This window comes from Nicoliella lavandulae (assembly GCF_037546185.1).
Classification (GTDB): Bacteria; Bacillota; Bacilli; order Lactobacillales; family Lactobacillaceae; genus Nicoliella; species Nicoliella lavandulae.
On record NZ_JAWMWH010000001.1, the window covers coordinates 1,139,355 to 1,152,433 of the forward strand.

Consider the following 13,079-nt stretch of genomic DNA (forward strand, 5'->3'; position numbering starts at 1 on the left):
CCAGAGAGTCACCAAGGTTTGAGATAGTATTGTGCTGGTTCCACAATAGCATTGAATACATACTAGAAGACCATTAAAAGCCACTCTGATCATCGATCAGGGTGGCTTTTTTTACCGATATCAAATTCATTCAATAATCAATAATGGCCCCAGTGAGGGTGGTTGATGTTTGAAGAATGCCTAAAAACAAGACTACCCAAGCTCATTGGATCGTCTTGTTTTTTTAGGAGGGAATGATACAAATGCGAGCAATCGATGGCGAAAATTTCTTGAACATCAATGATTTATCGAATGAAACCATTCATCATTTAATTGAATTAGCTGAACAATTTAAACATGATCAAAAAACGGTGCGGCTAAAGCGACCCGTTTACGCTGCCAATCTATTTTTTGAAAATAGTACTAGGACTCACAGTTCATTTCAAATGGCGGAAAAGCGCTTAGGAATCGAATTAATTGGCATCAATCCAGCGACCAGTTCAGTTAAAAAAGGGGAGTCACTTGGCGATACGGTCAAGACCCTACAAGCCATTGGCGTTGATCTAACGGTGATTCGCCACGCCCAGACGGGGTGGTATCAACAATTGCGATCGGACAAAAACATTACGTTATCCCTAGTGAATGCAGGGGATGGGAGTGGTCAACATCCCTCTCAAACGTTACTCGATTTAATGACGATTCACGATGAGTTTGACCACTTCAAGGGCCTAAAAATCGGTATCATCGGTGATTTAGCTCACTCGCGAGTGGCTCGTTCAGACGCTGAAATTTTGCATCGCCTGGGGGTTGAATTATTCTTTGGCGGACCACGTGAATGGTATCCAGCTGATTTTGATCAGTTCGGGACCTATCGCGATATCGATGAGATGATCGATCAACTTGACGTAGTAATGTTACTACGGGTTCAATTAGAACGATTGAATCAAAACGCAGTCGCCGCGTTCACGCCCATTGATTACTATCATACCTACGGCTTGTCCGAACAACGCGCAGCTAAAATGAAGCCGGGTGCCATTATTATGCATCCCGCTCCCGTTAATCGCGGTGTCGAAATTGCATCATCACTAGTGGAAGCCCCACAATCTAGGATCTTTACACAAATGCGCAACGGGGTGTTTGCCCGCATGGCGATTTTAACGACCATCTTAAACCACCGTGGACTATTGGAGGAATAATCAAATGAAGACCTTAATTCAAAATGCACGCTTAAACGACCAACTCGTAAATATTTTAATTCAAGATGGCAAGATTGCCGCCATCGAACCGGGTTTAACAACGCCTGCTGATCAAATCTTTGATGCGCACCACCATCAAGTTATCCCCGGATTAGTTGATGTCCACGTGCACTTTCGTGACCCCGGACTAACGTATAAGGAAACGATTGCAACTGGTAGTAAGGCATCGGCTCATGGCGGGTTCACCACGGTATTTGCGATGCCTAATGTGAAACCAGTAGTCGATACGCCCGAAGCCTTTGAGAACATGTTAGTTAAAAATCGTGAAGACGGCGTGATTAAAATTAAACAATACGCGGCAATCTCTGGGGACTTAACTGCTGACCACCTCACGGATATTCGAAAGATGGCCGAATTAGGGGCCATCGCGTTCACTAATGATGGCCATGGGGTCCAAACCGCAGATACGATGTATCAAGCCATGCAGATGGCTGCTGCAGTGAACCGGCCCATCATTGCCCACGTAGAAGATGATAGTTTGATTCATGGTGGGGTCATGAATGCCGGCCCTGCTGCCGATCGCTTAGGGTTACCAGGGATGAGTAGCTTGAGTGAATCAGCCCAATTAGCCCGCGACTTAGTATTGGCGTATGCGACTGGGTGTCACTACCATGTTGCCCACATTTCAACTAAGGAATCAGTGGAATTGGTCCGGATGGCTAAAGCCCGTGGGATGCATGTAACGGCTGAAGTTTCACCCCACCACTTATTATTGGACGATGCCATGATCGAAATGGACAATCCGATGATGAAGATGAACCCACCACTACGTAGCCCAGAAGATCGCGCCGCATTAATTGCAGGCCTATTAGATGGGACCATCGACATGGTCGCAACTGATCATGCGCCCCACAGTGCAGATGAAAAGCGTGGCTCCATGAAGACCGCATCATTTGGTATCGTCGGCATTGAAACGGCCTTTAGTTTGATCTATACCCACTTTGTAAAAAGCGGGTTGGTCGATTTAGATACGGCGTTACGCTGGATGGTAACGAATCCGATCAATGCGTTCAACCTAACGGATGCCGGTCAACTGCGGGTTGGGGATGCCGCTGATCTAGCCATTATGGATTTAGACCATGCATTTGAAATCGATGCGGCTGAATTTTTATCCAAGGGGAAGAACTCACCATTTATTGGCGATACGGTATACGGTAAGACGATTGCAACGTTTGTGGATGGCAAACAGGTTTACTAATTGAGGGGGAGAACAATGAAACGGTATTTAGTATTAAAGAACGGCTCAGTCTATTCGGGTGAAGGATTTGGTTCTAATAAAGACGTATTCACTGAAGTAGTTTTCAGTACTGGGATGACTGGGTATCAAGAAACGATTACAGACCCTAGTTACTATGGACAATCAATGGTGTTTACATACCCATTAATTGGTAATTACGGTATCAATAGTGATGATTTTGAAAGTTTTAAACCGGCTGTGGATGCCATTATTGTGCATGAACTAGCCCGCCGCCCAAGCAATTTCCGGTCGGTAATGACACTGGCTCAATACGCTGAACAAGAGGACCTCCCAGGTATCACGGGAGTCGATACTAGAAATTTAGCCAAGGAAATTCGAAACGAAGGATCCATGCCCGCAGTGATCGTGAGCGAATTAGACCAAGCTAAGATCGATAAGATGTTTGAACGCGACTATCAAGCTGAATTAATCGCTAAGGCCAAGCAAGTTGCTACCAAGAACATTTACCAAGCTCCAAGTGATGGGGTTCGGATCGCGTTACTAGACTTCGGGTTAAAAGAATCGATCGTTAAGGCCTTAACGAAGCGGGGAGCTAACGTAATCGTGTTCCCAGGTTCGACTCCAGCTAAAGAAATCATTGAATCCAATCCAGATGGTATCTTGTTATCCAATGGGCCTGGTGATCCTACTGAATATCCATACGCCTTAGATGTTATTAGAGAGCTACAAGAAAAATACCCCGTCATGGGGATCTGTTTAGGCCATCAATTGTTCTCACTAGCGAACGGGGCCAAAACTTACAAGATGAAGTTCGGCCACCGTGGCTTTAACCATGCGGTGAGTGATATTGATTGTACCCGGCGGAACTTTACTTCCCAAAACCATGGGTATGCCGTTGACCGTGAATCATTGAAAGACACCGACTTGATCATTACCCATGAAGAAATTAATGATGGGACCGTTGAAGGGGTTAAATTAAAGGGGCATGAAGCCTTTTCCGTTCAATTCCATCCGGATTCTTCCCCTGGTCCCCACGATTCCGAATACATTTTCGATCACTTTATTCAAATCTTGAATCAACATAATGGAGGGAACAAATAATGCCAAAGAGAACTGATATTCACAAAATTTTGGTCATTGGTTCGGGTCCAATTGTAATTGGTCAAGCCGCCGAATTTGATTACTCGGGTTCACAAGCTTGTCTTTCATTGCGTGAAGAAGGCTATGAAGTGATCTTGATCAACTCTAATCCTGCGACGATCATGACTGATAAGGAAATTGCGGACAAGGTCTTTATCGAACCAATTACCTTAGAATTTGTTGCCAAAATTATTCGCCAAGAACTCCCAGATGCCATCCTACCAACCTTAGGGGGCCAAACGGGATTGAACATGGCTAAGCAATTAGCCGATTCCGGCATTTTAGATGAACTAAAGATCGAACTACTAGGTACGAAGTTACACGCAATTGAAGAAGCCGAAGACCGTGAATTGTTCAAGGACTTAATGGAACGCCTATATGAACCAGTTCCCGAATCAAAGATCGCAACGACCTTAGAAGAAGCCCAAGCATTTGTGGATGAAGTTGGTTTTCCAGTAGTGATTAGACCAGCTTATACCCTAGGGGGGACCGGGGGTGGTTTTGCCTACAATGAAGCCCAATTGACTGAAATTACGACCAACGGATTGGAATTATCACCAGTAACGCAAGTCTTAGTTGAAAGATCGATTGCTGGATTTAAAGAAATTGAATTCGAAGTTATGCGGGATGCCGCTGATAACGCATTGATCGTATCATCAATGGAAAACGTGGATCCAGTTGGGGTCCATACGGGGGATTCAATTGTGGTGTCACCAACGCAAACGTTATCCGATCGTGATTATCAAATGTTGCGGGATGTTGCCTTAAAGATTATCCGGGCCCTAAAGATCGAAGGTGGGGTCAACATTCAAATGGCGTTAGATCCAAACAGCTTCAAGTACTACGTTATTGAAGTAAACCCCCGGGTGTCTCGTTCATCCGCACTAGCTTCTAAAGCGACTGGATACCCAATTGCTAAGATGGCCGCTAAGATTGCGGTGGGCTTACACCTAGATGAAATTACCAATCCAATTACCGGAACGACCTTGGCTGAATTTGAACCCGCCTTGGACTATGTAGTTACAAAGATTCCTCGCTGGCCATTTGATAAGTTCCCAGCTGCCAGTCGGAAACTAGGGACGCAAATGAAGGCGACCGGTGAAGTCATGGCCATTGGCCGGAACTTCGAAGAATCAATTCTAAAAGCGGTGCGCTCACTAGAAATTGATGACAAATGCGTTTCAGATCCACGGTTGAAGGACGTTTCAACTGATGATTTATTAGCGCAATTAGTACCAGCTCAAGACGACCGGTTATTCGTTATTTGTGAGTTATTAAGACGGGATGTACCGTTAGAAAAAATTCATGAAATCACTAAGATCAATGAATTTTACCTGGATAAATTCTTACACATTATCGAAATTGAAAATCAATTAAAGCACGACCAATCCACTGAGGCCCTCCGCTTAGCTAAGCAAAATGGGTTCACAGATGACGTAATTGGTTCGATTTGGCACCAAAGTGGGGATGACATTAGAGCCTTACGGAAGCAAACCGGCGTAATGCCAGTTTATAAGATGGTGGATACGGTGGCTGGTGAATTTGAATCCAAGACGCCTTATTACTATGGGACTTACGAATCCGCTGATGAATCCGTAGTTACAAAGCAACCATCCATTTTAGTGATTGGTTCCGGTCCCATCCGGATTGGCCAAGGGGTCGAATTTGATTATGCGACCGTTCACAGTGTAAAGGCCATTCAAAAGGCCGGCTATGAAGCCATTATTATGAATTCGAACCCAGAAACGGTCTCAACTGATTTCTCCATTTCTGACAAGCTATACTTTGAACCGTTGACCCTAGAAGATGTGTTGAACGTGATCGACCATGAACAACCACAAGGGGTAGTCGTTCAATTTGGGGGCCAAACGGCCATTAACTTAGCCGAACCACTACATGAACGGGGAATCAAGGTTCTTGGGACAACGGTTGAAGATATTAACCGTGGTGAAGACCGGGAACTATTCGGTGAAGTAATCGATCGCCTCCAATTACCACAACCTAAGGGTGCGACCGCGACCACAATTGACGGGGCGGTCAAAGTTGCCAATGAAATTGGGTATCCCATCTTGATCCGGCCATCATACGTGTTAGGCGGACGGGCAATGGAAATCATTACATCTGATCACGCCCTTCGTGAATACATGAACCGGGCCGTAAAGGTTTCAAACGAACACCCCGTTCTAATCGATTCATACCTAGTGGGTTCAGAAGCCGAAGTCGATGTGATTTCAGACGGTGAACACGTTGTTATTCCAGGAATCTTGGAACACATTGAACGGGCCGGAATTCACTCTGGAGATTCAATGGGTGTATACCCACCACAAAACATGGCTCCAGATATTAAGCACCAAATTGTGGAAGATTCCATCAAGTTAGCTAAGGACTTGAACACGGTGGGATTAATGAACATTCAATTTGTTATTCATGACCAAAAGGCATACGTCATCGAAGTTAACCCACGGGCATCGAGAACCGTGCCATTCCTATCTAAGGTCACGAAGATTCCAATGGCCCAAGTGGCTACCCAAGTCATGTTAGGTAAATCATTACCTGAATTAGGCTTTGCGGATGGGTTAGTGCCAGAACCTAAGATGGTGCACGTGAAGGCACCGGTATTTAGCTTTAGTAAGCTACCAGCCGTTAACAGTACCTTGGGCCCTGAAATGAAATCGACCGGGGAAGTAATGGGCTCTGATATGACTTATTCAAAGGCCTTGTACAAAGCATTCGTTGCTTCTGGAGTGCATGTGCCAGACCATGGGAACGTATTATTTACGGTCGCCGATGATGACAAGCAAGAAGCATTGGGATTAGCCAAACGGTTTAAAGCATTAGGGTTCCAGATCCAAGGGACAGAACAAACAGCTAAGTTCTTTGCGGATAATGGATTGACGGCTAACAAGATTGATAAGTTAGCTGAATCTGAAAACAACGCCCTTACTGAATTACAAAAAGACCAGCTACAAGTCGTAGTGAATACCGTTGATAATACTAAACGGGCCGCTAATGACGAAAGTAAGATCAGAGCAACTGCGATCGAAAACGAAGTGCCATTATTCACCGCGTTAGACACCGTTGCCGTATTTTTGAACGTGTTAGAAGCACGGTCGTTTGCAATCAAGCCACTATAGGAGGACACATTAATGAGTAACCTGGATTTATCCGGCCAAATCAATGGTCAACAATTTGAACACCTCTTTTTAAATGCATCAGGGGTGCATTGCCAATCAACGACTGAATTAGATGATTTATTGAACCATCCCGCCGTCGGAGGCATCGTTACCAAGAGTGCGACTCTTGAGAAACGGGATGGGAACCCAGCGCCGCGTTATTACGAACTAGCTGATGGTTCGATCAATTCGATGGGTCTGCCTAATTTTGGGTATGATTATTACATTGACTATGTTAAACAAAGCCATGCTAAGCCCACGATTCTATCAGTGGCGGGCTTATCTGCTGCAGACGATGTTCAATTATTGCACCAAATTCAAGCCTCTGATTATGCGGGCTTAACTGAATTGAACCTTTCGTGCCCAAACGTGATCGGTAAGCCCCAAATGGCTTATGACTATGCCGGAACAGAAGCATTGTTAAAGGAAATCTTTGCCTTCTTTAAGAAGCCACTCGGGGTTAAATTACCTCCTTACTTTGACTTGGTGCATTTTGACCAAATTGCGGCCGTATTGAACCAATTCCCATTGACCCATGTGAATACCATTAATTCAGTGGGGAACGGCCTTTGGGTCGATGTCGCTAGCGAATCAGTTGTGATTAAGCCGAAGGGTGGTTTCGGTGGCCTGGGGGGCCGGATGGTCTTACTGACTGCACTGGCTAACGTGCGGGCCCTTCGCCAACGATTGAACGACTCCATTAAAATTATTGGGACCGGTGGAGTTAAAACCGGTGCAGATGTCTTTGCTCACATCCTATGTGGCGCAGAGTTAGTTTCAGTGGGGACCCAACTCCAAGTGGAAGGGTTATCCGTATATGATCGGTTGACGACTGAATTGAGTCGGATCATGGCAGATAAGGGTTATCACTCATTATCTGATTTCCGTGGGAAATTAAAGACAATTTAAAGCAAATTTATTTATTACAAAAATTAAATTATGATATTATAGAATGTAGTTAACTAGATCCAGTTAGCTACATTTTTTGATTATTAAAGAATGTAGCTTAAAACCAAAAGTAGAGTGAGGGAAAATAATGGATAATTATAGTGTCAATTCCAATGCCGATAAGCTCGGTGATAATTTAAACGCTAAAATCAAATACTTAAATTCACTGCGAAATGCATTGTTTGCTAATGATGATCTGGAAATTTATCGGTTAATTAACGTCAAACGGTACAATGAGATTATGAAACCGACCCATCCAATTGATAACAAGTACGATATATCATTAATGATTGAGGATTTGCAGGATGATTTAAGTCACTATTTATGTGAAAAATTAATTAGTTATTTAGGTAAAAAGTATCCATTTCTTTATTATTATGAATACCGATTTGGTCACTTTCGGATTTATTTCGGCAACTGGTGGGATCACAAACTATTTGGTGAGTTAGACGTATTGAACGTTAAATTTGATTTTGACCCAGATGAGTTAAATAAGCTTAGCAAGTCCTTTGAACTGGAAGCTGAAAACAAGACCTTTTATTCTGATACGATCAATGATATTACCAATGATAGTCAAAGGGTGCAATCATTGATCGATGCTCAACCCCAACGGGATGCTAGAAAAGAAGAATTAAAGATCGCATTGCAAAAGAATGAGTCCAAGAGTACCATGCCTTGGGAAATTGGCCGGGTCAAACAAGAACATAAGCGATTGGCTGATGAATACCGTAAAATCGTGTCAATTGATGAACAGGCTAATAACGGGTTACAATTAATTAAATCCAATGAAGCCAAAATATTGGAACTAAATAAAGAAGATATGATTATTAGCTATGAGAAACAAAGCATTCGTGACTCATTTCAAAACTTTCAAAAGTTCATTGACATGCAAAGTCATCTTTATTTTGATTATTTAAATTATTTAGCTGATAATAAAGATGAGGTGAAAAAAGATGAGTAATAGTTTGAAACGAACTAGTGATTCATTAATTAACTACAACAAACAACTCAAAGCCGGATTAGCAAATGGAATTAAGTTTACCGACCTAATGGATGTTATGATTGAAACTTCTGATAAAAATAAATTATTGGATGCTGTTCATAAGCTAGTTAAATTTCGGTTAAGTACGGAATTTGTTAATTTTCCAATTCAATACTCGAAGGCTGATTTTTACTTACTATTCATGAATCGACTACTAGAAGAACATAACTTATCAACGGCGACCCAATTAAAAACGGGTCAAATTGGTAACTCATTAGTCCAGTACTTAGATCCATTGTCCAATCACGATAGCTTTCGATTTAGCATCAATAATTCACAGGTAGCGTATATCGATACGCAAATGAATGAACCGATTTTTTATTTAGATTTTGATGCAAAATTATTAGCGTTCAATAATGAATCGCTCTTAGAAGTATTTGTGTACAATTTAAAGGATCAATTAGGGGCGAAGGCCGTATCAGCCGCCATTAATATTTTAATGAAGTTTGCTAGCTTTATGGCTGAAGACTATGGATACCAAGTTAATTACAGTATTTTGGATACTAGAAACGCCCTCTTTACCAGTTTTGCGACCCATGATTTTGATCGCCATATTATTGATCAACTATTCGTTAGCGCGGCTGAAAATGGCTATTCTTTAATGGCATATAATGTAACTGGTGCACAATTGGAATTAGATGATGTTCAAGTGAACATATTTGATTCTAATCAAGGCGAAGCTAAGAGTGCTGCTGATTGGGGCTTACAAGTCGTTGATCCTAAAAATAAAGTATCTTGGTTCCAATTACTATTGAAGTATGACTTTTTAAAAAATTGGTACTTAGATAACTTAGAACATTTAGAATTAGAGACTAGAGCACAAAAGATTGAGAGGTAAATTGTGAATTTTCAAGAAATGTTGATTAATGCGGTTAATTCATATCGACAATACGAACAAAAAAATCAACTCGAGTCGTTACCAGAGACTCGCTTTAAGAATGCATTCGTGGAATTAGACGTTGCGTTAGCTACCTTAGCTGATGATCTAGGGTGGTTCGTGGCCAATGCTGATCGTAAAATGGTTGATCATGAAGCGATTTTGCGTGATTATGTGCGCGTGATTCGACTATTTTTATTAGTAGCGAACCTCAGAAATTGGAATCGAGATGTTTTAGTCGATGACAAACAACTCGCAAAGTTAAACGTCCAATTTGGTAAGACTGACTATAGTAAGATTTACTTGGCCATTAAAAATATGATTTATGCTGCTTACTTTAAGCATAATCAAGTTGACTTTAACCATGCCTGGAAATTAATTTTAAAATTAGGATTAGCAGATTTAAAGCTAAAACCCGATGACATCAAGAATGAATTTGATCGGCAAACCCAGTTGACCCCAATTGATTATGATTAATTTTAAAATATGGATTGACACATTTAATTCCATCTCGTATAATCATTAATGTTGTTTGAATGTCGCAGTAGCCCAGTTGGATAGAGCAACGGTCTTCTAAACCGTAGGTCGAGAGTTCGAGTCTCTCCTGCGACATTGAATATAGCATTGAAAAGGATTGGTCATTTGACCAATCCTTTTTTGTAACTTGACTTTAAATTCAAGACTATGTATACTAAGCATTGTTGTATTTGTGGACTTCCACAGCTACAACCGCACGATTTAAGTATTAAGTTCGATGATCGACGCTTAATATCGGCGAGTCTAAGCATATTTATTTAAGGAGGTGCACGTAGATGTACGCTATTATTATTACAGGTGGTAAGCAATACAAGGTCGCTGAAGGTGAATCAATCTTCGTTGAAAAGTTAAACGCAAACGAAGGTGACAAGGTTACTTTTGACAAGGTTGTATTCGTTGGTGGTGACTCAACTAAGGTTGGTGCTCCACTAGTTGATGGTGCTTCTGTTTCAGGAACTGTTGAAAAGCAAGGCCGTGAAAAGAAGATCACAATCTTCAGATACAAGCCAAAGAAGGGTGCTCAATCCAAGAAGGGTCACAGACAACCTTACACTAAGGTTAAGATTGACTCAATCAAGGCTTAATTAAAAGGAGTTATTAATGATACGGACAATTATTAACCACCATGGTGATACGATCACTAGTTTTGAATTGACAGGTCATGCTGATTCAGGCGAATATGGTCAAGATATTGTCTGTTCGGCAGTTTCCGCATTGTCAATTACGACAACGAATGCACTACAAGCTGTTGCTGGGGTTGATCCCGAGATTGAAAGTGATTCCGTTAATGGCGGATTACTTAAGGTACGGGTCCCAGTCATTAGTAATCATGAGCAATCATTACAGGTTCAGACGTTGCTTGCAGCGTTTGAGCTTGGAATGAGTGACATTGCGAAAAGTTATTCGCAATACGTTAATTTAAAAATAAAACAATAAATTCCATCCGTGGAGGTGTATTCGAATGTTAGAAATGAACTTACAATTCTTCTCTCACCATAAAGGGGGAGGTTCAACTGCCAATGGTCGTGACTCAGCTGGTCGTCGTCTAGGAACTAAGATTCCTGATGGTGGTATGGCTACTAAGGGTTCCATCATTTACCGTCAACGTGGTACTCACATTTATCCAGGTAAAAACGTTAAGCGTGGTGGCGATGATACCTTATTTGCTCTTGCTGACGGGATCGTTAAGTTTGAACGTCTAGGCCGTAACCGTCGTCAAGTTTCAGTATACCCAGTATCTGAAGCTGTCGCTAAATAATACGGACAAAATAAACTAAGGAGCCTGATGGGCTCCTTTTTATTTTGGAATCACCACTAGCGGGTAAAAATAAACTTAAAGTGTGTTATAATACTTGAGAGAATTTAGATTGAAATATCATTGTTTACTATTAGGAGGAATAACAATGGCAACAATTTCGACTGCACAATTTAAAAATGGTTTAACGATTGAAGTAGATAACGCAATCTGGAAAATCATTAGCTTCCAACACGTTAAGCCTGGTAAGGGTGGCGCTTTCGTTCGTTCTAAATTAAAGAACCTAAGAACCGGTGCCGTTCAAGACAAGACTTTCCGTTCCGGTGCTAAGATGGAACAAGCACCAATTACCACTAGAAAGATGCAATACCTATACGGTGATCCTTCTGGTTACGTATTTATGGATATGGACACTTACGAACAAATTACAATTCCTGGTGACCAAATCAAGGAAGAATTAAACTACCTCCAAGAAAACATGGAAGTGAATGTCGTTCAATACGGTAGCGAAACTTTAGGAGTTGAATTACCAAACACGGTTGTCCTAGAAGTTGCTGATACTGAACCAAGTATCAAGGGAAACACTGCTTCTGGTGGTTCCAAGCCTGCTACGATGACAACTGGCTTAGTAGTGCAAGTACCATTCTTTGTTAATGCTGGTGATAAGCTTTCAATTAACACCACTGATGGGACTTATATTTCTAGAGCTTAATTACAAAATCAATATCGGCATCTAAACGAAAGGGTGAGATTATGGCAGAGAGTAATACTTTATTAAAAAACAGTGATGGTCGTGGCGGAGCGATTAATATTGCCCCCCGTGTACTGGAAATCATTGCCAGTATCGCAGCTGTAAAGGTTAAAGGTGTTGACCGGATGCGTGGTTCGTTTGCCACTGGGGTAAATGAATTATTTGGTCATAAGGACTTTGGTAAGGGCATTAAGCTTTCTTTAAATGATCAAAACCAAGTTAGCATCGATATTTATGTTTACGTTGAATACGGCGTATCAGTGCCCAAAGTGGCCTTAGAAATCCAAGATAAGGTAAAACAACAATTACTATTTATGACTGAGTTAGACGTTGTAGACGTAAACGTTCACATTGAAGGCATTGTTCATGCTCATTCTGAAAGTAAGGTTGATCCCAATAGTTTATTTGCGGATAAAGATAAGAGTAAGGGTGAGAATAAGTGAGTTTAACTCGACATCAAATTAGAGAACTTGCTTTTCAGACTTTGTTTGCGATTAATGCAAACAAAGATACTGATCAGGAAAGTTTCTTTCATGCACTGACCAAAAATGATGACGCTGAATACCCAGCCTACCTAAAACAATTGGTAGATGGCGTAACAGCGCACCAAAGCGATTTAGATGCGCAAATTAGCCAGTTTTTAGGTCAAGGTTGGTCAATTGGTCGGATTGCAAAGGTGGACTTAATTGTATTAAGAATTGCCTTTTTCGAACACGACTATGTGGACGATATCCCAGATCGCGTCGCAGTCAATGAAGCAATTGAATTAACTAAAAAATATAGTGATGACCGCTCCCGGCGCTTCGTCAGTGGTGTGTTATCGCATATCGTTCAAGATTAATCGAACAGATTAATTTATTATAAAGGATTCGCATTAAATGCGAATCCTTTTTTTAAATTTAGAATGGTTATGCTAGAATAAA

At 41.6% G+C, this 13,079-nt stretch carries 14 protein-coding genes, 1 tRNA gene and 1 other annotated feature; all 15 genes read left to right on the forward strand.

Annotated elements, in window-relative coordinates:
* Positions 1-233 precede the first annotated feature (233 nt).
* The 15 genes from R4146_RS05175 (at position 234) to nusB (ending at position 12,997) form a co-directional block, all read left to right on the forward strand.
* Complete coding sequence (locus tag R4146_RS05175; protein WP_339960358.1) at positions 234-1,175, forward strand: aspartate carbamoyltransferase catalytic subunit; 942 nt, start codon at positions 234-236, stop codon at positions 1,173-1,175.
* Between the two features lie 4 nt (positions 1,176-1,179).
* Positions 1,180-2,433, forward strand: a complete 1,254-nt coding sequence (gene pyrC, locus R4146_RS05180; RefSeq protein WP_339960359.1) for a dihydroorotase — start codon at positions 1,180-1,182, stop codon at positions 2,431-2,433.
* Between the two features lie 15 nt (positions 2,434-2,448).
* The gene (locus R4146_RS05185) at positions 2,449-3,534 is read left to right on the forward strand and encodes a carbamoyl phosphate synthase small subunit (RefSeq protein ID WP_339960360.1); all 1,086 of its coding nucleotides are present in this window, start codon (positions 2,449-2,451) and stop codon (positions 3,532-3,534) included.
* Complete coding sequence (gene carB, locus R4146_RS05190) at positions 3,534-6,707, forward strand: carbamoyl-phosphate synthase large subunit (RefSeq protein ID WP_339960361.1); 3,174 nt, start codon at positions 3,534-3,536, stop codon at positions 6,705-6,707. The genes R4146_RS05185 and carB overlap by 1 nt, the downstream gene beginning before the upstream one ends.
* Positions 6,708-6,728: 21 nt before the next feature.
* Complete coding sequence (locus R4146_RS05195) at positions 6,729-7,655, forward strand: dihydroorotate oxidase (RefSeq protein ID WP_373695349.1); 927 nt, start codon at positions 6,729-6,731, stop codon at positions 7,653-7,655.
* 127 nt (positions 7,656-7,782) lie between these two features.
* Positions 7,783-8,655 carry a hypothetical protein gene (locus tag R4146_RS05200; RefSeq protein ID WP_339960363.1) on the forward strand — a complete coding sequence of 291 codons (873 nt, stop codon included), beginning with the start codon at positions 7,783-7,785 and terminating at the stop codon, positions 8,653-8,655.
* A complete protein-coding gene (locus tag R4146_RS05205; RefSeq protein WP_339960364.1) occupies positions 8,648-9,574 on the forward strand; it encodes a hypothetical protein in 927 nt (308 codons plus the stop codon). Before R4146_RS05200 ends, R4146_RS05205 begins: the two co-directional genes overlap by 8 nt.
* A 3-nt stretch (positions 9,575-9,577) precedes the next feature.
* The gene (locus R4146_RS05210) at positions 9,578-10,090 is read left to right on the forward strand and encodes a hypothetical protein (RefSeq protein WP_339960365.1); all 513 of its coding nucleotides are present in this window, start codon (positions 9,578-9,580) and stop codon (positions 10,088-10,090) included.
* Positions 10,091-10,151: 61 nt separating this feature from the next.
* Positions 10,152-10,225, forward strand: a tRNA-Arg gene (locus tag R4146_RS05215).
* 105 nt (positions 10,226-10,330) lie between these two features.
* Positions 10,331-10,405: a sequence feature (ribosomal protein L21 leader region), on the forward strand.
* A 20-nt stretch (positions 10,406-10,425) separates the two neighbouring features.
* Positions 10,426-10,734, forward strand: coding sequence for a 50S ribosomal protein L21 (gene rplU, locus R4146_RS05220; protein WP_339960366.1), 309 nt, complete (start codon positions 10,426-10,428; stop codon positions 10,732-10,734).
* Between the two features lie 16 nt (positions 10,735-10,750).
* Positions 10,751-11,086, forward strand: coding sequence for a ribosomal-processing cysteine protease Prp (locus tag R4146_RS05225; protein ID WP_339960367.1), 336 nt, complete (start codon positions 10,751-10,753; stop codon positions 11,084-11,086).
* A 25-nt stretch (positions 11,087-11,111) separates the two neighbouring features.
* Complete coding sequence (rpmA, locus tag R4146_RS05230; RefSeq protein WP_339960368.1) at positions 11,112-11,408, forward strand: 50S ribosomal protein L27; 297 nt, start codon at positions 11,112-11,114, stop codon at positions 11,406-11,408.
* Positions 11,409-11,553: 145 nt separating this feature from the next.
* Positions 11,554-12,117 (forward strand): elongation factor P, encoded by a 564-nt coding sequence (gene efp / locus R4146_RS05235; RefSeq protein ID WP_339960369.1) that lies wholly within the window; start codon positions 11,554-11,556, stop codon positions 12,115-12,117.
* Between the two features lie 41 nt (positions 12,118-12,158).
* Positions 12,159-12,599 (forward strand): Asp23/Gls24 family envelope stress response protein, encoded by a 441-nt coding sequence (locus R4146_RS05240; RefSeq protein ID WP_339960370.1) that lies wholly within the window; start codon positions 12,159-12,161, stop codon positions 12,597-12,599.
* Positions 12,596-12,997 (forward strand): transcription antitermination factor NusB, encoded by a 402-nt coding sequence (nusB, locus tag R4146_RS05245; protein WP_339960371.1) that lies wholly within the window; start codon positions 12,596-12,598, stop codon positions 12,995-12,997. The genes R4146_RS05240 and nusB overlap by 4 nt, the downstream gene beginning before the upstream one ends.
* Positions 12,998-13,079: the final 82 nt, after the last annotated feature.